This window comes from Flavobacterium psychrophilum DSM 3660 = ATCC 49418 (assembly GCF_002217405.1).
Taxonomy (GTDB): domain Bacteria; phylum Bacteroidota; class Bacteroidia; order Flavobacteriales; family Flavobacteriaceae; genus Flavobacterium; species Flavobacterium psychrophilum.
Window position 1 is genome coordinate 1 of record NZ_MUHE01000028.1, and the last position, 24,118, is coordinate 24,118.

Below are 24,118 nucleotides of genomic sequence, written 5' to 3' on the forward strand. Positions count from 1 at the left end.
AAACTTTAAATGGTATAATTTATATTCTAATTCGCAATTCAAAGAACTTATAACTTCTAAAACTTTAAAATAATTTTTTACTATATTTGATATAGATATTGGTTATTTAGCGACTTCAAGGTGCTGAATTTAAGTATCTTGACCAATATCTAATCGATTTATTTTACTTTAAATAATTACACCCAACGGGTATTTTTACTAATTGCGCACATGGCTAATTTTTAATCGACTAATAGAGTTTCGCCTCTTTTAGCATTATAACTTATTAACTTTTGTCGCACTTAATTTACTAGATAACAAAGAAATGCAAGTACTTAAAGGTTTAAATAAAAAACAACCTTACGATTAAACAAAAAATCATAACTTTGCATCAGAATTAAAAAAACAACAATATAATGGCAACAATAGCAGAACAATTCGGCATGACCGAAGCATTAGCACAATTAGGTATAAAAGCAGTAAACGAAGGAACTTCAACAGGAAGCCAATGGTTTTCTAACGGAGAATTGCTAGAAAGCTATTCACCAGTAGATGGTCTATTAATAGGGAAAGTAAAAGCAACTACCGCTGCCGATTACGAAAGAGTAATGCAAAGCGCAACCGAAGCCTTTAAAAGCTTTAGAGCTATGCCTGCACCACAAAGAGGGGAAATTGTTCGCCAATTTGGAAATAAATTAAGAGAATTAAAAGAACCCCTTGGTAAGTTAGTTTCTTACGAAATGGGTAAATCTTTGCAAGAAGGATATGGTGAAGTTCAAGAAATGATAGATATCTGCGATTTTGCAGTAGGTTTATCTCGACAATTAAACGGACAAACAATTCCTTCAGAACGTCCAGGTCATGTTATGAGAGAACAATGGCATTCTATTGGTGTCGTAGGAATTATTTCTGCCTTTAATTTTCCAGTAGCTGTTTGGGCTTGGAACACCGCTTTAGCTTGGATTTGTGGAGATGTATGCGTTTGGAAAGCTTCAGAAAAAGCGCCATTGTGTTCTGTGGCTTGCCAAAACATTATTGCCGACATATTAAAAGCAAATAATTTACCCGAAGGTATTTCATGTATTATTAATGGCGATTATAAAGTAGGCGAAATGATGACTACCGATGTAAGAATACCATTAATTTCTGCAACAGGATCTACTCGTATGGGAAGAATTGTTGGTTCGACAGTAGCACAACGTTTTGGTAAATCTTTACTAGAATTAGGAGGAAATAATGCCATTATTATTACACCTACTGCCGATTTGAAAGTGGTTGTTCCAGGAGCAGTATTTGGTGCTGTGGGAACTGCTGGACAAAGATGTACTTCTACAAGAAGATTAATTATTCATGAATCTGTTTACGATAAAGTAAGAGATGCTATCGTGGGTGCTTATGGGCAGCTAACGATTGGCAATCCTTTAGATCAAAAAAATCATATTGGCCCGTTAATCGATAAAGAATCTGTAAGCACTTATTTAGCTGCCATTGAAGCTGCAAAAGCAGAAGGCGGAAAAGTATTAGTTGAAGGTGGAGTTTTAGAAGGTCTTGGTTACGAATCTGGTTGTTATGTAAAACCAGCCATTATCGAAGCCGAAAATACTTACAAAATTGTACAACACGAAACGTTTGCTCCTATTTTATATTTAATGAAATATAGTGGTGAAGTTGAAAATGCAATCGAAGTACAAAACGGAGTTGCCCAAGGATTGTCTTCGGCAATTATGACCAATAGTATGAAAGAAGCAGAAAAATTCTTATCGTTCTCTGGTTCAGATTGCGGTATTGCTAATGTAAACATTGGAACTTCTGGTGCAGAAATTGGGGGTGCTTTTGGTGGAGAAAAAGAAACTGGTGGCGGGCGTGAGTCTGGCTCTGATGCTTGGAAAGTTTACATGAGAAGACAAACAAACACAGTTAACTATTCTGACGAATTACCTTTAGCACAAGGAATTAAATTTGACTTGTAGTTTGTTTTAACACAAGAAACAATATAAAAAATATTTCCCAAAAAGGCTAAACAATTTTATAATGTTTTTGATAATCATAAGGCTGTCCGAAAAGTTTTTTTTCAGACAGCCTTATTTGTTTATAATACCATTTTATTATTCAATTTAGACATTTATAATAGTCTGATTTTAAGCAAAAAAAAATACATAAGCTCATTATGATTGTTTTTGTGATTAATTCCTTAACTATTTTAACTAATTTTAATTTGATTTTGTCTATTGTTTTATAAACTTTATTAGTTATTTTCTTTTTCATAGTAGCCAAACAAGTTCTACTGAATTGATTTCGAGAGAATAAGGTGACCGAAAAATAAGTGCTGTGTTTTGGGAAATAACTAACGATTTTCTATTACAGAAAGCACCATTGTCTTAAATAATTACTTTATTTGTTGGTGGTTTGACAATTCATCTAAGAAGAGTTAAAGATTATCACCCTTGCAATGTGGCCGCTTTATAACCAAACCATCCCGTTTATTAGAGAAAAATACTCCAAAAATATAGGTCGATTTAAATAGGTTTTGATAGTACAAATTGGCGTTGTCCTTTTTTCTGTTTAGGCTCTTCCGTTTCTTGTAAACTATACAATTAGAATTATAAAACAGACTAAAACATTTTAGCCTGTTTTTATAATTCTAAATAGCATTATTCAAACGTTATTTGTTTGTTTTTCTTCTTATAATTAATAAAAATTATTCTTCTAAAGCGTTCCAACCCCTAGCTTTTAAAGCTATTTTGGTGTTGGCACGAGTTACTAAATGCACTCCTTCGCTTTCTTGTGTCATGTGACCAATGATTGTAAAATTTGGGTTGCCTTTTATTTTTTCGAAATCTTCCATGGCAATGGTAAAAAGCAATTCGTAATCTTCTCCACCATTGATGGCTACTGTTGTCGAATCGATATTAAATTCTTCGCAAACAGAAATAAATTGAGGGTCGATAGGCAATTTGTCTTCATACAAATTACAACCTACCTTACTTTGTTTGCACAAATGCATAATTTCTGAGGATAATCCGTCCGAAATATCTATCATCGAAGTTGGTTTTATTTCCAAGGCATGCAATAAAGTACGAACATCTTTACGAGCTTCTGGTTTTAACTGGCGTTCGATGAGGTAAGTGTAAGCATCTAAATCTGGTTGCGAATTTGGGTTCACGTTAAAAACCTGTTTCTCTCGCTCTAGAACCTGTAATCCCATATAAGCTGCGCCAATATCGCCAGTTACTACTAATAAATTAGTTTCTTTTGCGCCATTTCTGTACACAATTTCCGCTTCATCAGCTTCGCCAATCGCAGTGATAGAAATAATTAATCCTTTTTGTGAAGAGGTTGTATCGCCACCTATAACATCAACTTTATATTCCTGTGCTGCTAAATTAATTCCTGCAAATAATTCTTCTAAAGCTTCTAACGGAAAACGATTAGAAACCGCTATCGAAACCGTAATTTGAGTTGCTCGTGCATTCATGGCGCAAATATCAGAAATATTTACCACGACAGCTTTGTAACCCAAATGTTTGAGAGGCATATAAGCCAAATCGAAATGTACACCTTCAATTAATAAATCGGTCGAAACAACTATTTTTTTCGAGGCAAAGTCTAAAACAGCAGCATCGTCGCCAATCCCTTTTAAGGTTGATGGTTGTGTGTTTTCGAATTGTTTGGTCAGATGGTCTATCAAACCAAATTCTCCTAATTGTGCTATGCTTGTTCTTTGTGGGGTTTTATCTTCAATCATTTTTTTTGAGGTGCAAGGTTTTGAGGTGCAAAGGTACAAAGTTTTTTATCCGTGAATGAAATAGATTTTTATTAAATAGTCGTTCCTTAAAAACCCTCTTTTTAAGTTTTTAGAGTTATTTTAAAAAAGACCTTTAGAAAAATGCAACTTAAAAATTTGAAACAAAGAACTATTTGTACTTTAATTTAGTGATATTTCATTTTTAGATTATAGCAATACCTGATAAAAGTGCATTATGAATATCTCCAACCGCAGTTTAAACCCAAAGCGTGGTTTCTTTTTCAAATGTGATATTATTGTTTGGTTTGAAAGAAATTTTTACCTCTAAAATGTTACCAATAATCGTTCTTAATGTAACGTTTCGCAACAGATTCTTCGCTTTCTTTAAACCTTTTTTTAGGCAACAATTCTGCTGTTTTTCTAATTAGAACTCACACTCTTTTTTTGATCAATCAGGCTCCCAAGCGAGTTTTACTAAAGAAAAATCAAGGTTTATAAGGTCTGGTTTGAAATAAGTTTTGCCGAAAATTTGGTTTTATTTTACCTTCTTTTACAAACTCAAAAGCACACTAACTGCATTTCCTCCAAAACCAACTGCATTTACCAATACTTTGCGAATAGATTTTCGCTCCGTTTGCTTTTCTGCAAAAGGAACTCCAATAAATTGGTTGTGTTGCATCATTAAAATAGCCAGCTCGAGGCTTAACATACCTGATGTGCCAAAAGTGTGTCCAATTTTCCATTTGTTGGTTGTGAGCATGGGCAAGCTTTTATTAAAAACTTTTTGAATGGCTTTGTATTCTGACAAATCGCCTTTTATGGTTCCTGGTGCGTGCATCACAACAACATCAATATCAGATAAATTGGTGTTTTGCAAGGCCATTTTCATCGATTTTTGAAAGCAATCTGCTTCGGTAGAGATAGAAATTCCGTGTTCTAGAATATCCGTAGCATACCCTATTCCTTCTATATAAGCCAATGCGTTTTTGCTTTGGTCGATTTCTAAACAAATCATAGCGGCTCCTTCCCCAAGAACCATCGTATTTTTGGTTTTATGCAAATCGAAAGCCTGGCATTTATACTCGTTTTCTTCTTTCGAATAAATTTTTAAGGCTTGCATTTGTGCAATAGTAAAGGGTGTAAGTGGTGCTTCGCTGCCGCCAACGAGAAATTTATCGACCATGCCTGCTCGGAGCCAAGCTACTCCATTTAGCAAGGCATGCAAAGCGGTAGAACAGGTTATAGAATGTGATATTTCTGGCCCAGAACTTTTTAGGTCGTGGGCTATCCAAGAGGAAATATTGCCTAAAGTTGTGGTTGGTGAGGCTAATGTTCCTGTTTTTCCTGTTTGTATAAATTCTTGGTGGTGTTTTTCGAATAATTGGGTGGCGCCACGGGAGGAGCCAATATTGATTCCGAAAACATCATTTTTTGTCCAACCTGCGTTTTTAACCGCCTCGCGAGAAGCTAAAATAGCGTATAAAACAGAATTGTCTAATGATTTATATTTATTGTCTGATGTTTTTAGTGCTTCAACGGTTTTTTGTAATTCTTCTGAAATAGTTGCCACGGGAATGGTTTGATTTCCTATTTGCTTTTCGGAGATTAAGGACGTTTCCTTTAGGTATTGCTCCCAGATTAATTTGGGTTGATTGCCTAATGGGGAAAAAGAGGAAAGGGCTGTAATGACTATTTTTTTATTCAACTTATGATTTTTTAGCCCTGATAGCAGTGGAAATCCTTTTCTTTTTTTCCTTTAGAAAAAGAAAAGATTGCAACGGATAGCAGGAATAGCTACAAATTTAAACTATTTCTAATGCTTCTTGTATAGTTTGATATACTTTTTGCAATTGTTCGTTTGTAATGATATAGGGCGGTAGAATATAAATTATATTTCCTACTGGGCGCATAATTATGCCGTTTTTTATAAAGAAATTATAGAGTTTATTGCGTAGGTTTCCGTAATAAGATTCTTGGTTGTTGGTTTTTATTTCTAATGCAAAGATTACGCCAAGTACGCGTGTTGTTTTTACTTTTTCGTGGCGTTTTATGGTTTCTTGAAATTGTAAATGTTGAGTATTTACTCTTTTAATATTTTCTTGCATTTCGTCAGATTTTAGCAATTGTATGCTTGCCAAAGCTGCTGCGCAACCTGTAGGATTTGCTGTAAATGTATGTCCGTGAAATAAGGCTTTATTTACATCGTCGTCATAAAAACCATCGAAAATTTCTTGGGTAAATGTGGTAATAGCCATAGGGATTGTTCCTCCTGTTAAGGCTTTAGAGAGGCACATCATATCTGGTTTTTGTGCTAGATAATTGCAGGCGAAAGTTTTTCCTGTTTTGCCAAAACCGGTCATCACTTCGTCGGCAATGGTAAAAACTTGGTTTTCTTTACAAATTTTTATTAGTTTATCCAACTCTGAAGCTTCGTACATGACCATTCCCGCTGCGCCTTGTACTAAGGGTTCGAAAATGAAAGTGGCACAATGGTGTTCTTTTATGGCGTTTGTTAATGCGATTGCACTTGCTTTTTCGTTGCCCGCAGTTGGTACGGGAATTCTGACAACTTGTATTAACGATTCGTTGAATGCTTCGGTAAAAAATGAAATACCACTGGCGGCCATGGCACCAAAAGTGTCGCCATGAAAAGCGTTTTCGAAAGCAATGATGGTTGTTCGTTTTTCGTTTTTATTATAAAAATATTGCATTGCTACTTTTATGGCAATTTCTACAGCGGTCGAACCATTGTCTGAATAAAATATTTTTTGTTGGTTATCTGGTAATATCTCTATGAGTTTTTCGGATAATAAAACTGCTGGTTCGTGTGTAAATCCGCCAAAGAGGACATGCTCTAAAGTGGTGAGTTGTTTGTATATGGCATTGGCAATAATCTGGTTGGAATGTCCGTAGGGATTAACCCACCATGACGCAATTGCATCGATATATTCTTTATTATTGTCGTCCCATAATAAGGCGCCTTTTCCTTTTGTTATAGCAATTTCGGGTTGCGATATTTTGTGCTGGGTATAGGGATGCCAGTTGTGTTTTTGATCTCTTTCGGATAAATTCATTCAGCAAAGATAAAAGATGTAAGAAGCAAGAAACAAGATTTATGCAAATTTTTATCTTGTTTATTTTTTCTGATTATAGGTTTTCTAGATTTTCTCTAAATAATGTAGCATATTCTAAAATTACATTTTTATCAAAATAAGGTTCGTCATCTATTCTGCCAAGCTGTTTTATGCCTGTTTTTGATAAAATAATGTCTTCTGTTGCTTTGTTTTTATTTCCATTAAAAATAATTCCTGCAATATTTATTTTTCTGTTTTGTAATGCTTCAATAGTAAGTAAGGTATGGTTGATGCTTCCTAGGTAATGACGAGAAACAACAACGACTTTATAATCTGGTTTTATTAAATCGATAACACAATCTGTTTCGTTTAGGGGAACAAAAAGACCTCCTGCGCCTTCTATTATGAGATGGTTTTTAGTTTCAGGTTGGGTTATTTCAGGTAACGCAATGGTTATTCCGTCTATTTTTGCGGCCAAATGCGGACTCGAAGGTGTGTTTAATAAATAACTGTTTTTGTGAATTATAGTTTTCTTATTAGATATATAGGATTCGATTTTATGACTATCTGAATTGTTTACATCGCCTGCTTGAATTGGTTTCCAATAGTCGGCTTCTAATGCTTCGACTAGGATTGATGAGGCGATGGTTTTACCTACATCGGTTGATATTCCTGTTATAAATAATTTCATTAATTACGGATTAAATTTTTCTAAAAAAATGTTGAGCTAATTAAACTTCTTGTTGTTTTCAAACACAAATTAACCAAAAAGGTTTTGTGGTATTAAAACTTTATGACTTGCTACTTTGCTTGAACATATCTCTAACAATAAGACCTGCTGTTTTATCGCTTGCTCCTGCGCCGCCCAATTGTTTTTCTAACAAATCATAATTTTCTAACAATGTACTTCGGTATGATGGCTGTATTATCTTTTCGAGTTCTGCTTTTATTTTTTCCGAATTACAATCGTCCTGAATAAGCTCTGTAACTACTTCTTTATTCATAATTAAATTAACTAACGAAATGTACTTTAGTGTAATAATTCGTTTGGCAATTTGGTACGAAGCCCAACTTCCTTTATACAAAACTACTTCGGGGACTTTAAACAAAGCTGTTTCGAGCGTTGCTGTGCCAGAGGTTACCAGTGCTGCCTGAGAAATACTTAGCAAATCATAGGTTTTGTTAGCTATAAAATGTACCTGATTGTTTGTTAAAAATTGCTTATAAAACGAATATTCCTGACTTGGCGCACCAGCAATGACAAACTGATGATTAGGAAAATCTTTTACGACAGACAACATTTTAGACAACATTTTTTCAATCTCTTGTTTTCTGCTTCCTGGCAAAAGAGCAATAATAGGTCTTCCGTCTAGGTTATTGTCTTTTTTAAATTGTGCTGCATTGGTTTTCTGACGATTATTTATAGCATCTATTAGCGGATGACCAACGAATTCGACCGAAAAATGATGCTTCTTTTCGTAAAAATCTTTTTCAAACGGGAGGATAACATACATTTTGTCTACATCATTTTTAATGGCTTTAATTCGGTTTTCTTTCCAAGCCCAAATTTGTGGCGAAATATAATAATGATTGCGTATTCCTAATTTTTTAGACCATTTTGCAATGCGCATATTAAACCCTGGATAATCTATAAAAATGATTGCATGGGGTTTAAAACTTATAATATCCGCTTTACAAATCTTAATATTATTTAAAATGGTTTTCAAATTTAAAACCACTTCTAGGAAACCCATAAACGACAAATCGCGATAATGTTTTACTAAAGTTCCGCCTGTTTGCTGCATGAGATCGCCACCCCAAAAACGAATATCTGCCTGAGAATCTTCTTTATAAATGCCTTTCATGAGATTCGAACCGTGCAAATCGCCCGATGCTTCTCCTGCAATAATGTAATATTTCATTTTCTGTTAATTTTTTAAACAAACATTGTAAATACCGCCAAAAGTATTGTTGCTAGTACAACCCCACGGGCCATGAGTTCTTTATTTATTTTTAACAATATGAAAAAAGCCACTAAGTTTAGGATAGCCCCCAATGTGATTACTTTTCCTAAAAAACCTTGGTTTTTCATACCTATAATACCTTCAGAAAAGCTATACTCTGTACAAAAAGTAAAGAAAAAATAGGTTCCTAAAAAAGTAGCAACAAATCCTATTAAAGCACCTATAAATAAATCTGTTTTGTTCATACTCTTATTTATTTAAATCCCAATTATTTAATGCCTGAATCGCATGATGTGCCGTCATATCGAACTGAACTGGCACTACTGAAATGTAGCCGTTTTGCAAAGCCCACTCATCTGTATCTTCTCCTTTATCGTGGTTTACAAATTCGCCCGTGAGCCAGTAATAATCTTTGCCTTGTGGCGTTTTTCGCTTGTCGAATTTTTCCTCCCACATGGCTTTTGCTTGTCGGCAAATTTTTATACCTTTTAAATCTTCTTCTTTTCGCTTGGGAAAATTTACATTTAAAACCACACTATCAGGCAATCCTTTTTGCAATACTTCGAGTGCTATTTTTTTTATGTAAGGTTTAAAAGTTTCAAAATCGGCATTCCAATCATAATCTAATAATGAAAAACCAATGGCAGGAATTCCTTCGATACCAGCTTCTACAGCAGCACTCATTGTACCTGAATAAATAACGTTTATCGAAGAGTTCGATCCGTGATTTACACCAGAAACGCATAAGTCTGGTTTTTGTTTCAAAATTTCATTTACAGCCAATTTTACGCAATCTACAGGAGTTCCTGAGCAACTATACTCGGTTACAGCTGCATTTTCAGCAGAAATTTTATTCAAATGCAAGGTGCTATTTATAGTTATGGCGTGCCCCATGGCACTTTGCGGACTATCGGGCGCAACAACAATAACAGTCCCTATTTCTTGCATAACAGCTATAAGTGAGCGGATCCCTGGCGCCGAAATACCGTCGTCGTTTGTAACTAATATTAATGGTTTGCTCATTTTAATTTATATAAAAGGTAAATTTAACACAAAAAAGTGAGGCTAAATTAAGCATTTTTACTGGCAAGTAACTAATTTTACATCTTTAACAAAAAATTATAGCTTAATTAGCATTATGGCATAGTTTTTTATGTACTTTAGTTAAATATTTATGAATGCAATTATGAACTTTATGAAAAGGAATTATAAAATAATTTTAGCCGTTCTTGCTATCTCTGCCGCCTTGTGCAGTTTTATGTCAAAGAAAGAAAAAGACCCAGAAAAAGACAAAACACTTTTGGATCTAATAACCTTTGTTATAGAAAAAGCACATTATAATCCTATGGCTATAGACGATAATTTTTCTAAAGGAGTTTATAAAGATTATCTTGATGCGTTAGATCCTTCAAAAAGATTTTTTGTACAAGCAGATATAGATGAATTTAAAACTTATGAATCACAAATAGATGACATGATTCATAATCGCGACCTAACTTTTTTTAAACTAACCTATGAGCGTTTGCAAAAACGCATGCGAGAGGTCGAAGTAGTTTACAAATCGCTAAACGAAAAACCATACGATTTTACAATAGATGAGACTATTAATTTAGATTCAGATAAAAATGCTTTTGCGAAAAACTATTCCGAATTAAAAAACAGATGGCGTTTACAAATGAAGCTTTCTATATTGGCCACCGTAGTAGAAAAAGAAAAACAAGAAACCGCTAAAAAAGAAAAAGACCCGAAATATGTTGTAAAAACCTTTTCACAATTAGAAAAAGAAGCAAGAGAAACAACAATAAAAACACTAAAAGATTATTTCGATTTTATCAAAGAATCTAACGAAAACGACTGGTTTGTGGCTTATGTAAACGCCATCGTTACACAGTTTGACCCGCACACCTACTATTTCGCACCAGACGAAAAAGAAAAATTTGACGTGAGTATGAGCGGAAAATTAGAAGGTATTGGCGCAAGGCTTCAAAAAACAAATGACTTTACAGAAATTTCAGAATTAATCTCTGGCGGACCAGCCTGGAGAGGAAAAGAACTAGAACCAGGAGATTTAGTCCTTAAAGTCGCACAAGGCAGTAATGAGCCAGTAGATGTTACCGGAATGAGGCTAGACGAAGTGGTAAAAAAAATAAAAGGCCCTAAAGGAACCGAAGTAAGACTTACCGTAAAAAAAGTAGACGGATCGATAGTTGTTATACCCATTATAAGAGATATTGTAGAAATTGAAGAAACCTATGCAAAATCTAGCATTGTCGAGAAAAATGGCGTAAAATACGGCGTGATTTATTTGCCTAAATTTTATATCGATTTCGAAAACAATGACAACCGCGATGCCGCAAAAGATGTTGCCATCGAAATCGAGAAACTTAAAAAAGACGGCGTTGAAGGTATTGTAATGGATTTACGTGACAACGGAGGAGGTTCGCTAAAAACTGTCGTAGATATTACAGGACTATTTATTGATGAAGGACCCGTAGTACAAATAAAATCAGCTAAAGGAAAAAAAGAAGTACTCTCTGATCATGACCCAAAAATACAATGGGACGGACCACTTGTGGTTATGATAAATAATTTTTCGGCTTCGGCATCAGAAATCTTTGCCGCAGCAATACAAGATTACAAAAGAGGTGTCATCATAGGAAGCAAACAATCTTACGGCAAAGGAACGGTTCAAAACGTAATCGATTTAAACCAGTTTGTTGCAAATAATGCCATGGGCGACTTTGGAGCATTAAAAACGACTACTCAAAAATTTTACAGAATAAATGGTGGGTCAACACAAATGGAAGGTGTCTCTAGCGATATCACCATGCCAGACCGCTACTCTTATATAAAAATAGGAGAACGTGATGTGAAAAACGCAATGCCTTGGGATAAAATTGATGAAGCTTCTTTTGAAGCCTTAAAATCTGTAAATAATTTCGAAACAGTAGTTGCCGATAGTCAAAAAAGAATATTAGAAAATGCACAGTTTAAACTAATAGATGAAAATGCAAAATGGATTAATGACAGAAAAGAAGACAATGTTATTAGTCTAAACCTTACTAAATTTAAGGCTGAGCAAACATCAATAGAAGAAGGAACTAAAAAATTTAAAGCAATTTCAAAATTTCAAAATTCGCTCAAATTTACTTCGCTCCCACAAGAAACAGAACTAATCAAAAAAGACTCATTATTGGGGCAAAAAAGAAAAGATTGGCACGAGAGCTTATCTAAAGACGCTTATGTTGAAGAAGCTATAAATGTGCTTAGCGATATAAAAAAACCTGCCCTTGCTAGCAAAGACAAAGTTTTGAATATAAAAAACAGAAAAGATAAATTAGTAAAATCTTAATATAATATAACTCATAAAACAAAATGCCTCAGAAATTTCTGAGGCATTTTGTTTTATGAATATTTTTTTACCCCAATGCTGTTAAAATTTAAATAAAATATTTTATTATCTTAGTATAATGAAAATATTAAAATTTCCTATTGTCAGAATTTGCCTATGGTTTATTTTAGGCATTATAACAACTTATTATTACCCAATGAGTGTCAAATGTGCTTTTAGCGCACTAGGCATTTCTGTGTGCGTGTTTAGCTATTTTCTGGTTCAATCATATCGTAAATTCGAACAAAGAAAGGCTTTTTCAGTTTCATTATACCTTCTTTTTTTCGTTATAGGAATTACAACAACAATAATTCATAACGATACTTTCGAGGAAAACCATTATACTAATAACCTCAAAAATTTCGAGTCAAATCATAGTATACAGGTTACTATTATTGAAAAACTAAAGAATACCAGCAATAATGATAGATATATTGCCCAAATAACTCAAATTGACAACAAAACAAGTTCTGGAAAAATTTTATTGAATTTAAAAAATAATCCAATTACAAAAGACTTTGTTATAGGAACAAGACTTAAAATCGAAGAACAATTGGTTCGGAATTTTAAACCAAATAATCCAGACCAGTTTAATTACGGAAAATATCTTGAAACAAAAGGGATTTATGCACAAGTATTTGCAGAAACTTCGCAGCTAAAAGTTAGCACCATAATAGATAAAAGCATCTGGTATTATACCGAAAATTTTAGAAAAAAAATTATTCTAAATTTAGAAAAAAGCGGGTTCAAGAAGGAAGAATTGGCAGTAATATCTGCGCTAATTCTGGGACAACAGCAAGACATATCGCCAGAAGTGTTGCGTGATTATCAGTATGCTGGCGCAGTTCATATCCTTTCGGTTTCAGGCTTGCACGTTGGGTTTATACTTATGTTTGTTACTTTTATACTAAAACCATTACCTAAAAACAATTACGGAAATTTTTTTAGGTTAGTAGTAATTCTAAGCTCCTTGTGGTTGTTTGCTCTAATTGCAGGATTGGCACCTTCGGTGGTTAGATCGGCTGCTATGTTTAGTTTTGTAGCCATAGGTATTTTTCTAAATCGAAAAACAAATGTTTTTCATACCATGCTAGTTTCGTTGTTTTTAATCCTACTCGTAGCGCCTCTGTTTTTATTCGATATTGGGTTTCAGCTAAGTTATATTGCTTTGTTTTTTATTCTTTGGCTACAGCCAATGCTTAAAATGCTTTGGAAACCTAAGTCGGAATTAGTTGCTTATTTTTGGGATATTATTACTGTTTCTTTTGCGGCACAAATTGGCGCAATGCCACTTAGTATTTATTATTTTCATCAGTTTCCAGGGTTGTTTTTTGTAACAAATCTGGTCTTAATTCCTTGCCTTATGGTAATTATGGCAATAGGTGTTTTACTCATGATATTAGCTTATTTTGACTTTGTTCCTGTTTTGCTTTCTAAAACAGTTGCGTTAAGTATTACTTTTACTAACACTTATATCAACTGGATTGCTTCTATAGAAACTTTTGTTATCAAGAATATTCCCCTCAATTTTTGGCTGCTTATTGCCTCTTATCTTGTTATTTTTAGTTGTATAATTTGGTTTAAAAAACCCAACTTTACAAAAATTATTTTGGCTTTGGGCAGCATTTTAATCCTCCAGATTTTGTTTGTTACTACAAATTGGCAATCAGAAATTAAAAAGGAATTAATTGTTTTTAATGCACGAAAAAGCACAATCATTGGTAAGAGAATAGGCAAAAAAATTATGCTTTATACAAACAACGGTTTAACAGAAAATGGTTTCGAGAAGAAAATGATTCAAACTTATGCAACGGCAAATTTTTGCGGAATAAGCAATTGTAAACCCATTACAAATACCCTTTATTTTAATAAAAATAAGATTTTAATTATAGACAAATCGAACATTTATAAAAAGACTATGAATGCAGATATTATAATTTTAAGAGAGTCGCCAAAAATAAATTTAGAACGACTACTATCTTCCATAAAACCTAAAATTATTATTGCCGATGCTTCTAATTACAAAAGTTATGTTACAAATTGGAAGCAAACTTGTGCCAAAGAAAAAATCCCTTTTCATAGTACTTACGAAAAGGGATTTTATAAATTATAATTTTATTTTTTTGGCTTTAGCCGTTTTGCGGCTGATTCTTTTTTAGAATCATGAACAAATTTTGCAATAATTTGATCTGCTCCAGAAAGCCAAGCACCTGGTCCGCCAGCAACATATCCTGTGCTTCCCAATTGTTCGAAATTTATTTTTCCTGATTTATTGGTACCTTTAGCAAACCAAACTGTTGGAAACCCTTGAACAGCAAAAGCTTGTTGCAATTGATTGTTTTGGTCTTTCAATTCGGTTGTTTGCTCTGTTCGTCTAGGGAAATCTAATTCGACTAAAACTACTTTTTCTTTGGCCCAGGCTTCAAATTCTGGAGTTTTAAAAACTTCTTTTTGCAAACGAATACACCAACCACACCAATCGCTACCCGTAAAAAACAAGAATAAAGGTTTGTCTTCTTTTTTAGCAAGATCGATCGCTTCTTTAACATTGGTATGCCAAACTAAATCTTCTTTAGTGCTTTTTTTTGTTATTGCTGTCGTTGCTGTGTTCTGATTATATTTAAAGCTAGAGAACAACAGTACCGCCGCAACTGGTACTAAAAAAAGTAAATATTTAAATTTATTCATTGTACTTGTTTTTTAAATTATTGTTTGTAAATGTAAAAAAGAAATTATAACAAAAATAATTATCTTAAAATTTTTAACAATTCCTCATTCGTTTTATAACCTACTATTCGTTGTTGCGTATCACCATTCTTATCGATGATGTATATAGAGGGATAACCCTGAACTTTTAAGAAAGTAGTTAATTCGTGGGCGCTATTCCTACCTTTTCTATTGGGATCAAACCCTGGATTAGAAAAATTACTTCCTTTGAAGATAACGGCCGAATTCCCTTCGGCATTAAACTTTACGGCATAATAATTTTTATTAATGTAATCGATTACCTCTGCATCTTGAAAAGTTTCTTTATCAAGCATTTTACATGGCGCATACCAATCTGTATAAACATTCATAAAAATTGTTTTTGGATTTTTCTTTTGTTTAGCCAATGCCTCATCGAGAGTAACCCATCTTATCTCTTGCGCTTGAACAGAAATTGCTCCTATAAGTAAGAAAAAAGCTAAGAGTATTTTTTTCATCATTCGTTTTTCCTTTTACCAATCAAAAACAATGCCGAACTTCTAAAACTAATTTACTTCTTGCATTAATTTTTTTATCAGCGGCGATACCACGATTAAAACAACTCCTGCAATTAGTGCATAAATGGCAAGTTGATGGTATCCTTCGGTATATGATTGTAGTTTTGTTACTAATGTTGTGCCTGAATTAGATTTCGAAATTTCGGCACCTAACTTTCCCGCCGCTAATTGCCCGAAAGCTGATGCTAAAAACCATAATCCCATCATCATCCCGAATAATCTTTTTGGAGATAACTTTGTAATGATAGACATGCCTATTGGACCAAGACATAGTTCGCCAATTGTAGTTACTAGATAACCAAAAGTAAATATGTTTAATGATGTTACACCTTTGGCATTTGCAAAAAACTTGGTATAATAAAACACGAAAAATGAAGCGGAAAGAAATAAAAATCCTATTCCAAACTTAATTAAGGTATTGGGTTCTATTTTTCTTTTTGCCATCCAGAGCCATAATAACCCAATCATTGGACTAAAAATAACTACAAATAATGTGTTTGAAGAATTGTTTACAATATTTGGATCTATATGAAAAAACAACAAACTATCATTCAGATTGTCTTTTGCAAAAAGCGATAATGAACCGCCACTTTGCTCATAAATAGTGTTGAATAGAAAATAGAAAAATATAAATATGAATGCTGCAAATAATTTTTTTTGAAGTTTTATATCTTTCAGATTTAAAAGTTCATAGATAAAATATGCTAATGCGATAATTCCTATTGTGTACATGAAATAATCTGTATATTTAGTGTTTTTTACCATTTTATGAATAAATGGGATTGTAAGAATCGAACCCACATATACTGCAATTTCACGAATTTGTCTTGTCTTTGGCGCTAAATTAATTAAAGGAGAGTCCCCTATTGGCCCAAGATATTTTTTAGTAAACAAAAAGGTTACCAACCCTAAAACCATTACGATTGCTGCGGCTAGAAAACACAAACTCCAAGATTGATATTTTCCTAAATAAATACACAAAGCACCACCTAAGAGTCCTCCAATATTTATTCCTGCATAAAACATTCCGAATCCTGCGTCACGACGATTGTCGTTTTCATGATACAATTCTCCAACCATCGATGATATATTAGGCTTAAAAAAACCTGTCCCAATGATTGAAAATGCTATACCATAATAAAATAAATGCTGTGGTGAAAATGCAATTAATAAATTTCCTATAATCATTACAATCCCTCCAAAAAACAAGGATTTTTTAAATCCTAAAATTTTATCAGCAAAAATTCCTCCTATAAACGTAAAAGCATAAACAAATGCCTGAATTGCACCATATTGCAAGTTTGCTGCTCCATCTTTCAGCAAAAGCTGATCGACCATAAAAAATGTTAAAACACCTCGCATTCCGTAAAAACAAAAACGTTCCCACATTTCTACAATAAACAAATACCAAAGTTGCTTGGGGTATTTGCCTTCAAAATTTTGAATTTGATCTAATGTTAAGTCTTGACTCATGGTTTTTGATTTTAAAAAAACAAACCTACAAGATTTCTTGTAGGTTTGAAACATATTATTACTATTTTTTGAATGATTAACGAACGCCGTGCATCATTTTTTTCAAAACAGGTGTTAGCGCAAACAATATTAATGACGCTAATCCTGTTAAAACAACAAATACCATAAAGAATTCGAAAAGATTATGAATTTCAAAACCAGCAAAAATAGGGTTGTGATCGCTAATTTGGTTGGTCGCTAATAATTTTAATTGTTCGGCAGTTGGCACAATTTTTTTATCTAAAACAGCTTGCAAATCGATTCCAAGCTCTTTTGCTTTATTAAATTTATCTCCTGTTGCTGGCATAATAGAACCTAAAGTTCCTGCTAAAGCGTAACCTGAGGCATTCGATAAAAAGAAAACTCCGTATAATAACGAGGAAAAACGTTTTGGCGATAATTTACCAACTAAAGATAATCCAATAGGTGACAAGCATAATTCAGCACAGGTTTGAATTAAATACAATAAGATTAACCATTTAATAGCTAACAAACCGCTGTTTCCTAAATCTTTTACATTGTGAGCAATTATAAAATAACTCAAAGCAATTAATGCCAATCCGAAAGCTTGTTTCATTGGAGAAATTGGTTCTCTATCTTTACTTCTTAAGTAATCCCAAAGCATACTAAATGGAACTGCAAATGCAACAACAAATAGACCATTAAATATTTGCACCATAGATGGAGGCATGTTATAACCAAAAAAGTTTCTATCACACTGATTGTCTGCAATAAAAGTTAATGATGAGCCTGCTTGTTCGAAAGCTGCCCAGAAAAATATTACAAAAAAGGCAACAATATAAATCACTAAAATTCTATCTCTTTCTACTTTAGTTAAAGAAGAGTCTGAAATAATTAGCCCCGCCAAGGTAATACCACTTGCATAAATTAAAGAATAAATAGGGTTTTGGCCAAATACAAAATAAAACAAAAGACCCAAACCACAAAATGCAACTAATGCACTAATTAATGCTGTTTGTGAGAAAACTGCTTTTTGAGATTCTCCTTCTTCATAATGAGAATCATCGTTATCTTTTGGCAATCCGCCTAATGGTTTTCCTTCTGGAGTGACTACATATTTATTTTTTAGAAAATAAAAAATAATCGTTCCTATTAACATAGCAATTGAAGCGGCCAAGAACCCCCATTTGAAAGCATGAATATCTCTAATTCCTCCTGCGTCTTTAACATCTCCAACAATAGGGCAAATTAGCTGTCCTAAGAAAGCACCTAAGTTTATTCCCATATAAAAAATAGTAAACGCCGTGTCTAACTTACTTTTCTCTTGTTTAGGATATAAACTTCCCACCATACTAGAAATATTTGGTTTAAAAAATCCGTTACCGAAAATAATAATACCTAATGCTGACCACATGAATGTGGTTGCTAGAGAAATATTTGAGCTAAAAACACTTGCGCTAAAAAACAACAAAAACTGTCCTACCGCCATCATTAAACCACCTAGCATGATACAATTTCTATTTCCGAAGAAACGGTCTGAAATAAATCCACCCAACATTGGCGTTAAATAACAAAGTCCCAAAAACCCACCATATATTAATGATGCGTCTTCTTCTCTCATCATCAATGAATTTACAAGAAACAAAGTTAAAATTGCTCTCATTCCGTAAAAATTGAACCTCTCCCACATTTCTGTTCCGAATAATACCCAAAGCCCCTTTGGATGTCCTTTCTGCGCTACTACTTCACTCATATCAATTTGTTTTAGTTTGGTGTTTATTATAATTTTTCTTTAATAAAATTAGTCATTTTAGTGTACAATTGTAATCTTGTTTTTCCGCCATAAATACTATGATTTTTATCTGGATATATTGCCCAATCGAACTGTTTGTTGGCTTGTATTAATGCTTCAATCATTTTCATTGAGTTTTGTACATGCACATTATCGTCTGCAGTCCCGTGTATTAGAAGAAAATTTCCTTTTAGCTTATTTACATGATTAATAGGCGAATTATTATCGTAACCACTTGCGTTTTCTTGTGGTGTTTGCATGTATCTTTCGGTATAAATACTATCATAATATCGCCAAGAAGTTACTGGAGCAACAGCAATGGCGGTTTTAAATATATCTGCGCCTTGAAAAATACAATTAGATGCCATAAAACCCCCAAAACTCCAGCCAAAGATACCAATTCTTGTTTTATCTACATAAGTGTAAGTTCCAAAAACTTTTGCGGCATCAATCTGATCTTCTACCTCAAATTTTCCTAATTCTTTTTGTGTGCATTTTTTAAAATCGGCTCCTTTAAAACCTGTTCCTCGACCGTCTACACAAGCTACTATATAGCCTTGTTGCGCTAGCATCATAAACCAATAATCGTCAGCGCCGTTCCAATCGTTGTTTACTTGTTGCGATCCTGGCCCTGAATATTGATACATAAATACTGGGTGTTTTTTGTTTGCATCAAAACCTGTAGGCTTAATCATCCAAGCATTTAGTTTATTTCCTTTTGCCGTTGTTAGTTCGAAAAACTCTTTGGCTGGCAAATTGTAAGAAGACAATTTAGTTTCTAAAGCTTCGTTAGACACAATCGTTTTTATAGAATTTCCTGTTTTAGATTCGTTTAAAGTGTATTTTGGGGTGTTTTTTGCACTCGAATACGAATTGATAAAATATTGAAAGTTTGGGCTAAAAGTCGCCGCATTTGTTCCTGTAGCAGAAGTTAAACGCGTTTTTCCGCTTCCGTTTAATTTAATACTATATACATCACGATTTATCGAACCGTTTTCTACCGATTGATAGTAAATTGTTCCCGTTTTTTCGTCGAAACCATAATAATTAGTAATATCCCAATTTCCTTTTGTAATTTGGTTTTTCAGTTTTCCGGTTTTGTCGTATAAATAAATATGATTGAAGCCGTCTTTCTCTGAAGTCCAAATAAAGCTATTGTCTTTTAGGAAGGTTAAATTATCTGTAACATCTATATAAGCCTTGTCTTTTTCATTAAGAACTATTCTTTTTGCACCCGTATTGCCATCTATAAATAACAAATCTAGGGTGCTCTGGTGGCGGTTTAAAACCTGTGCTGACAATGTGTTTGCTTCGTTTGTCCAGTTTAAACGAGCAATATAAAAATCGTTATAATTTCCTAAATCTACTTTCTTAACGTTTGCTGTTTTTATGTCATATATATGTAACGAAACGTCAGAATTTTTTTCTCCAGCTTTAGGATATTTAAACACATCTGTAACAGGATATAAGTCCTTACCATATATATTCATCGAAAATTCTGGAACTTGACTTTCGTCGAAACGAATAAAAGCAATTTTATCTGAAGTAGCATTCCAATCGAAAGCCCTCACAAAGGCAAATTCTTCTTCGTAAACCCAATCTGTAACTCCATTAATAATGGCGTTTTTCTTACCATCGGTAGTAATTTGTGTCGTTTTTTTAGACGCTAACTCATACACATATAAATTGTTTTCTTTGGCAAAAGCAATTTTAGAACCATCGGGCGAAAAAGTAGGTTCTTGTATTTTATCATCGGCAATTTTTGTTAATGATTTATTAACCATATCATAGATATAAAAATTTGCCAAAAAGGAATGTCTAAAAATTTGATTTGTATTATTAGCAATCAAAATTTTCTTTTCGTCGCTACTAAAAGTATAACTATCTATCCCTTGCAAATCTGAAAAATCTTTAGAATTTATTAAGGTAGAAACTTTGTTTAAAGTAGCAAAGTCATATAAATCGATTGCGCTCGAATTTTTGTCCGAATTTAAAACCGTATATTGATTTGTGTTTTTCAGAGCTGCAAGCTCCGTCATTCCTTTGGTTCGGAAGGCTCCGCCCCAAATTTCTTCTAAAGTAATTTTTTGCTGTGCAATTGCTGATAATGAAGCAAATAAGAATAAAATAAATGTTCTCTGTACTGTTTTCATGTTAAATAATTATAAACGATGCCAATTTTAGTGAAAATTTTGGACATAATCGCAATTATGAGTGTTAATTTCTGTTTTACAAAATAACAAACAAGTGCTAAATTCTGATTTTATATCGTTTTTTTTGCTAATTTTGAATATTATATACTTAATTATTGAAACCATCAAAATCGAATATAAAAGAAAAATTAATCGAATTTTTGAATGCTTTTTCTAAGAACGAATTGCATATTATTGAAGAATTAAATGCTTTTTTAGAAAAAACATTTTCTAAATATGAAGACTTATTTTACAAAATAGTTTCTAATTTATTGAATTACCAAGTTGTTTATGTTTCCGAAGATAAACCACAAGTTTTAAGAAAATTTAAAAAGGACTTGCTAAAAATTTGAAATTCCCTTTTAAGTATAAAAAGTTAATCTATTTTGATAATATATTATTAGAGATTATATTTTTAAAGCTCATACGATTGTTTATTTCGCTAATGAGCCTAAAAAATACAGTAGAAGTTTTCGAATTTATTAAAAACATCGAATCATTATAGATTCGCTTACCAAAAAAACATTAAGCTACAATGCCAAAATTGACTACCGGATTCTCTAAACTATCTAAAGAAGAAAAAATAAATTGGATAGCATCTACTCATTTCTCTAATGCTGAAGAAGCAACCCAAACCATCAAAAAGTATTGGAATTCTGATTTAGAACTACAAAAACTTCATGATGAATTTATCGAAAATACCATTACAAATTTTTATTTACCCCTTGGTGTGGCGCCAAATTTTCTGATTAATGGCAAAAACCATACGATTCCGTTTGCAATAGAAGAAAGCTCGGTGGTTGCTGCGGCTTCAAAAGCGGCAAAATATTGGGGAACCCGTGGCGGATTTAAAACCACAGTCCTTAATTCCGAAAAAATAGGACAAGTTCATTTTATTTTTAAAGGAGATTCGAGAAATTTAATTACCTTTTTCAATCAAATAAAATCGAAACTATTTGCCCATACAGAAAGCATTACTACAAATATGCAAAAACGTGGCGGTGGCATTCTCGATATCGAATTGCGTGATAAAACTTCCGATTTAGAAAATTATTACCAACTGCACGCTACTTTCGAAACCAAAGATTCGATGGGCGCTAACTTCATCAATTCTTGTTTAGAGCAATTTGCCAAAACACTAAAAGAAGAAGCTTTACAATCTGAAATTTTATCAGAAACGGAGAAAAATATCGAAGTTGTTATGAGTATTCTCTCGAATTATGTACCCAATTGCATCGTTCGTGCCGAGGTTTCTTGCCCAGTTTCTGACTTATCCGAAAAAAATATAGAAAACCCACAAGAGTTTGCCCAAAAGTTTATTAGAGCCGTAAAAATTGCCGAAATAGAACCTTTTAGAGCCGTGACACACAACAAAGGCATCATGAACGGAATAGACGCAGTGGTTCTGGCAACAGGAAATGATTTTCGTGCTGTCGAAGCAGGAATTCATGCTTATGCCGCTAGAAATGGGCAATATTCTAGCTTATCGCACGCCAAAATAGAAAATGATATTTTTACTTTTTGGCTAGAAATTCCCTTGGCATTAGGAACCGTTGGCGGATTAACCTCATTGCACCCGTTAGTAAAAATGTCGTTAGAAATGCTCGAAAAACCATCGGCGCAGGAGCTCATGCAAATTGTTGCCGTGGCTGGACTGGCGCAAAATTTTGCTGCTTTACGGAGTTTAACCACTACTGGAATTCAGCAAGGACACATGAAAATGCATCTAAATAACATCATCAATCAGTTTGAAGCTACCCAAAACGAGAGGGTTTTAATAAAAAATCATTTTACAGAGAATACCGTTTCACATTCGGCGGTTGTCGCTTTTATTGAAAGTTTAAGAAAATAATCTTTTGAAAAAAACATTTTACAGTAACGGAAAACTACTCATTACAGGCGAATATGTCGTTTTAGACGGCGCAGTTGCTTTGGCTTTGCCTACAAAAATGGGGCAAAACTTAATTATAGAAAATGGTTTTGATAAAAAAATTGTATGGAAAAGTTATGATTTTGATGGTAGTATTTGGTTTGATGATACCATTTTATTTTCCGATATTAGAAGCAAAAAATACTTTGAAAACAATATTACAAAAACAACCTTAGTCGAAATTCTATACGAATCTTTCCTTTTAAATAGTGATTTTATTAATCATTCCGATGGTTATATTGTTTCTACAAACCTTACTTTTCCTAAATTTTGGGGTTTGGGCACCTCATCAACATTAATAAATAATATTGCCAGTTGGTTGCAAATTGATGCTTTTGTTTTGCTTAAAAATGCTTTTGGCGGAAGCGGTTACGATATTGCTTGTGCGCAAAATGATTTGGCCATTTTGTATCGATTGGAAAAGGAAAAACCAATTATAAAAACTATCAATTTTAATCCAACCTTCAAAGAAAATATTTACTTCGTTTACCTTAATAAAAAACAAAACAGCAAAAATGCTATCGCAAATTACCGTAAGAAACAAGGCGATTTTGCAAATTCAATTGCAATAATAAACGAAATTACAAAAGCCATTATAAACACAACCGAACTAGAAGAGTTTGCCAAACAAATAGAAAAGCACGAAGTTCTTATGAGCAAAATTCTAGAAATGCAAACTATAAAAGAAGTTTTATTTCCAGATTTTGATGGAGCTATAACAAGTCTTGGGGCTTGGGGTGGCGATTTTGTAATGGCCATTTCTAAAAATAATCCTATCGATTATTTTAGCACTAAAGGCTATGATGTTGTTCTTTTGTATGATGAGATGATACTATAACAAACCCATCCCTTTTTATTATTAAATTTACTGAAATAACAAATACACGGTTTGCTATTGTGAGGCATGAGAAATACTATTAAGTGATTTAGATTATGATATTCTTCGTTCCTTGTAATTACAATATATGTGCGAAATATTAGCGCTTTTTTTTAGAACTAAAACGGTATTCTTTTTTTATTATTCTCTTTGTAGCCATGGTATAAATTGTGCTACGGGTCATTTATAATATCGTTGTAAGGGTATTTTAGGGCTAAATTGAGTTCTGTTTTTCGGATTACCAAATCATTTATAGTTTCTCTTGCGGCAATAATTATTTAGACAATCCGCTACACATACTATTTTACTATTTGAACCACGAATTACTCTAATTAATACCAATTTAGCTTTAAAAATACTGGAATATTTATTGAGGATGTTGTCATTCCGAGGAACGAGGAATCTCATAATTTGAATAACTTGATGAGATTCCTCGTT

The 24,118-nt window shown here is 33.2% G+C and carries 18 protein-coding genes; 6 read left to right on the top strand and 12 right to left on the bottom strand.

Features of this window, described 5'->3' with window-relative positions:
* The first annotated feature begins 395 nt into the window (after positions 1-395).
* Entirely contained in the window at positions 396-1,949 is a 1,554-nt protein-coding gene (amaB, locus tag B0A57_RS07770) for an L-piperidine-6-carboxylate dehydrogenase (RefSeq protein ID WP_034099474.1), read from the top strand.
* A gap of 728 nt (positions 1,950-2,677) precedes the next feature.
* Here amaB and thiL read toward each other — a convergent pair.
* The 7 genes from thiL to surE all read right to left on the bottom strand — a co-directional run bounded on the left by thiL (position 2,678) and on the right by surE (position 9,785).
* A complete protein-coding gene (gene thiL / locus B0A57_RS07775; RefSeq protein WP_011964415.1) occupies positions 2,678-3,724 on the bottom strand; it encodes a thiamine-phosphate kinase in 1,047 nt (348 codons plus the stop codon).
* Positions 3,725-4,274: 550 nt separating this feature from the next.
* Positions 4,275-5,429, bottom strand: coding sequence for a beta-ketoacyl synthase N-terminal-like domain-containing protein (locus B0A57_RS07780; protein WP_011964416.1), 1,155 nt, complete (start codon positions 5,427-5,429; stop codon positions 4,275-4,277).
* Between the two features lie 97 nt (positions 5,430-5,526).
* Positions 5,527-6,798: an adenosylmethionine--8-amino-7-oxononanoate transaminase gene (gene bioA, locus B0A57_RS07785; RefSeq protein WP_011964417.1), complete on the bottom strand. Its 1,272-nt coding sequence runs from the start codon at positions 6,796-6,798 to the stop codon at positions 5,527-5,529.
* 73 nt (positions 6,799-6,871) lie between these two features.
* On the bottom strand, positions 6,872-7,489 hold the full coding sequence (gene bioD / locus B0A57_RS07790) for a dethiobiotin synthase (protein ID WP_011964418.1): 618 nt from the start codon (positions 7,487-7,489) through the stop codon (positions 6,872-6,874).
* 100 nt (positions 7,490-7,589) lie between these two features.
* A complete protein-coding gene (gene lpxB, locus B0A57_RS07795; RefSeq protein WP_034099476.1) occupies positions 7,590-8,720 on the bottom strand; it encodes a lipid-A-disaccharide synthase in 1,131 nt (376 codons plus the stop codon).
* Between the two features lie 14 nt (positions 8,721-8,734).
* Positions 8,735-9,007 carry a hypothetical protein gene (locus B0A57_RS07800; RefSeq protein WP_011964420.1) on the bottom strand — a complete coding sequence of 91 codons (273 nt, stop codon included), beginning with the start codon at positions 9,005-9,007 and terminating at the stop codon, positions 8,735-8,737.
* A gap of 4 nt (positions 9,008-9,011) precedes the next feature.
* Positions 9,012-9,785 (bottom strand): 5'/3'-nucleotidase SurE, encoded by a 774-nt coding sequence (gene surE, locus B0A57_RS07805; protein WP_034099477.1) that lies wholly within the window; start codon positions 9,783-9,785, stop codon positions 9,012-9,014.
* Positions 9,786-9,936: 151 nt separating this feature from the next.
* Between surE and B0A57_RS07810 the strand changes: the two genes are divergently transcribed.
* Together B0A57_RS07810 and B0A57_RS07815 are read left to right on the top strand one after the other, a co-directional pair.
* Positions 9,937-12,114, top strand: coding sequence for a carboxy terminal-processing peptidase (locus B0A57_RS07810; protein WP_011964422.1), 2,178 nt, complete (start codon positions 9,937-9,939; stop codon positions 12,112-12,114).
* A 118-nt stretch (positions 12,115-12,232) separates the two neighbouring features.
* Positions 12,233-14,266, top strand: a complete 2,034-nt coding sequence (locus B0A57_RS07815) for a ComEC/Rec2 family competence protein (protein ID WP_034099478.1) — start codon at positions 12,233-12,235, stop codon at positions 14,264-14,266.
* Positions 14,267-14,268: 2 nt separating this feature from the next.
* On the opposite strand, the gene B0A57_RS07820 is transcribed toward B0A57_RS07815, so the two are convergent.
* From B0A57_RS07820 to B0A57_RS07840, 5 genes are all read right to left on the bottom strand, one after another.
* A complete protein-coding gene (locus tag B0A57_RS07820; protein ID WP_011964424.1) occupies positions 14,269-14,841 on the bottom strand; it encodes a thioredoxin family protein in 573 nt (190 codons plus the stop codon).
* Positions 14,842-14,900: 59 nt separating this feature from the next.
* Positions 14,901-15,359 carry a thioredoxin family protein gene (locus tag B0A57_RS07825; protein ID WP_011964425.1) on the bottom strand — a complete coding sequence of 153 codons (459 nt, stop codon included), beginning with the start codon at positions 15,357-15,359 and terminating at the stop codon, positions 14,901-14,903.
* Between the two features lie 45 nt (positions 15,360-15,404).
* Positions 15,405-16,889, bottom strand: a complete 1,485-nt coding sequence (locus tag B0A57_RS07830; protein ID WP_034099480.1) for a peptide MFS transporter — start codon at positions 16,887-16,889, stop codon at positions 15,405-15,407.
* Positions 16,890-16,965: 76 nt separating this feature from the next.
* On the bottom strand, positions 16,966-18,642 hold the full coding sequence (locus B0A57_RS07835; protein ID WP_011964427.1) for a peptide MFS transporter: 1,677 nt from the start codon (positions 18,640-18,642) through the stop codon (positions 16,966-16,968).
* Between the two features lie 26 nt (positions 18,643-18,668).
* The gene (locus tag B0A57_RS07840; protein ID WP_038467021.1) at positions 18,669-20,834 is read right to left on the bottom strand and encodes a S9 family peptidase; all 2,166 of its coding nucleotides are present in this window, start codon (positions 20,832-20,834) and stop codon (positions 18,669-18,671) included.
* Positions 20,835-20,989: 155 nt separating this feature from the next.
* Between B0A57_RS07840 and B0A57_RS12230 the strand changes: the two genes are divergently transcribed.
* The 3 genes from B0A57_RS12230 (at position 20,990) to B0A57_RS07855 (ending at position 23,641) form a co-directional block, all read left to right on the top strand.
* Positions 20,990-21,226 carry a hypothetical protein gene (locus B0A57_RS12230; RefSeq protein WP_034099482.1) on the top strand — a complete coding sequence of 79 codons (237 nt, stop codon included), beginning with the start codon at positions 20,990-20,992 and terminating at the stop codon, positions 21,224-21,226.
* Between the two features lie 182 nt (positions 21,227-21,408).
* Positions 21,409-22,725 carry a hydroxymethylglutaryl-CoA reductase, degradative gene (locus B0A57_RS07850; RefSeq protein WP_034099483.1) on the top strand — a complete coding sequence of 439 codons (1,317 nt, stop codon included), beginning with the start codon at positions 21,409-21,411 and terminating at the stop codon, positions 22,723-22,725.
* Positions 22,726-22,729: 4 nt separating this feature from the next.
* The gene (locus B0A57_RS07855) at positions 22,730-23,641 is read left to right on the top strand and encodes a GYDIA family GHMP kinase (protein ID WP_034099485.1); all 912 of its coding nucleotides are present in this window, start codon (positions 22,730-22,732) and stop codon (positions 23,639-23,641) included.
* Positions 23,642-24,118: the final 477 nt, after the last annotated feature.

Coding starts and splice junctions, on each gene's coding strand:
- amaB (WP_034099474.1), top strand. CDS start 396: ATGGCAACAATAGCAGAACAATTCGGCATGACCGAAGCATTAGCACAA.
- thiL (WP_011964415.1), bottom strand. CDS start 3,724: ATGATTGAAGATAAAACCCCACAAAGAACAAGCATAGCACAATTAGGA.
- bioA (WP_011964417.1), bottom strand. CDS start 6,798: ATGAATTTATCCGAAAGAGATCAAAAACACAACTGGCATCCCTATACC.
- bioD (WP_011964418.1), bottom strand. CDS start 7,489: ATGAAATTATTTATAACAGGAATATCAACCGATGTAGGTAAAACCATC.
- lpxB (WP_034099476.1), bottom strand. CDS start 8,720: ATGAAATATTACATTATTGCAGGAGAAGCATCGGGCGATTTGCACGGT.
- B0A57_RS07800 (WP_011964420.1), bottom strand. CDS start 9,007: ATGAACAAAACAGATTTATTTATAGGTGCTTTAATAGGATTTGTTGCT.
- surE (WP_034099477.1), bottom strand. CDS start 9,785: ATGAGCAAACCATTAATATTAGTTACAAACGACGACGGTATTTCGGCG.
- B0A57_RS07810 (WP_011964422.1), top strand. CDS start 9,937: ATGAATGCAATTATGAACTTTATGAAAAGGAATTATAAAATAATTTTA.
- B0A57_RS07815 (WP_034099478.1), top strand. CDS start 12,233: ATGAAAATATTAAAATTTCCTATTGTCAGAATTTGCCTATGGTTTATT.
- B0A57_RS07820 (WP_011964424.1), bottom strand. CDS start 14,841: ATGAATAAATTTAAATATTTACTTTTTTTAGTACCAGTTGCGGCGGTA.
- B0A57_RS07825 (WP_011964425.1), bottom strand. CDS start 15,359: ATGATGAAAAAAATACTCTTAGCTTTTTTCTTACTTATAGGAGCAATT.
- B0A57_RS07830 (WP_034099480.1), bottom strand. CDS start 16,889: ATGAGTCAAGACTTAACATTAGATCAAATTCAAAATTTTGAAGGCAAA.
- B0A57_RS07835 (WP_011964427.1), bottom strand. CDS start 18,642: ATGAGTGAAGTAGTAGCGCAGAAAGGACATCCAAAGGGGCTTTGGGTA.
- B0A57_RS07840 (WP_038467021.1), bottom strand. CDS start 20,834: ATGAAAACAGTACAGAGAACATTTATTTTATTCTTATTTGCTTCATTA.
- B0A57_RS07850 (WP_034099483.1), top strand. CDS start 21,409: ATGCCAAAATTGACTACCGGATTCTCTAAACTATCTAAAGAAGAAAAA.